3 protein-coding genes are annotated in these 639 nt (G+C 40.4%); all 3 read right to left on the bottom strand.

Features of this window, described 5'->3' with window-relative positions:
• Nucleotides 1-86: 86 nt before the first annotated feature.
• Genes CVN76_RS01830 through CVN76_RS01825 form a run of 3 tightly spaced genes read right to left on the bottom strand, consistent with a single transcriptional unit; the run spans nt 87 to nt 607 of the window.
• Nucleotides 87-359, bottom strand: a complete 273-nt coding sequence (locus CVN76_RS01830) for a hypothetical protein (protein ID WP_100530161.1) — start codon at nt 357-359, stop codon at nt 87-89.
• Entirely contained in the window at nt 346-474 is a 129-nt protein-coding gene (locus CVN76_RS32040; protein ID WP_269799994.1) for a hypothetical protein, read from the bottom strand. Before CVN76_RS32040 ends, CVN76_RS01830 begins: the two co-directional genes overlap by 14 nt.
• Before the next feature lie 13 nt (nt 475-487).
• Nucleotides 488-607: a DUF3983 domain-containing protein gene (locus CVN76_RS01825; protein WP_100530060.1), complete on the bottom strand. Its 120-nt coding sequence runs from the start codon at nt 605-607 to the stop codon at nt 488-490.
• Nucleotides 608-639 lie beyond the last annotated feature (32 nt).

Here is a 639-nt window from a genome sequence, read left to right as displayed (position 1 = left end):
TCCCCTTGATAATAAATCCTTGATAGCCTGTTCAGCTTCATGCTTCCTTTGGCGACGTATAATAACCGGCTGCATTTGCCTGGCCATTATTTCTTTTCCTCTAGAACTTGTTCGGCAATAGCGACAGCCACAGCAGCTACATGAATTAATTCAGTGTATAAATTTGAAGCGTCAGAATCTTTTCCCCATCTTTGATCCTTTTGCATTGCCTGAGCAACCTCTCCGACTTCTTCAACCAGGATTTTCAACCAGTCACCATATGAATGACGTTGTTTACCCCACAATGCATCTTGTCTAAAACGTTCTGTCTCAACAGCAAGCAGCACATCATTTTTTAATTGATCATCAATTGTATTCATTTAACTTACTCCCATCCTTAAATCCTTTTTCATAAGCACCTGCAGAAAATAAAGACATGAAGAACATCCCGACCCAAGCCCCAACAATGAATGCCACCATTACGAAAATGAACATCTGCCCACCCCTTTTATTTTCTTTCTTCAAGAAAACCGGACTTCACAAAGATGTTTCTCCAAGCATGATTCAAGCGATCCTTTTCTCTTTTGGCTAGAGACTTTTTCAACCGGCGTTTTTGTTTATCCGTCATGTTTCTCCCTCGCTTTTTCTGCTTTGTAGATA

Source organism: Bacillus sp. mrc49 (assembly GCF_002803435.1).
The sequence above is the reverse complement of the archived record's forward strand: the minus strand, read 5'-3'. Positions and strand labels throughout refer to the sequence as shown.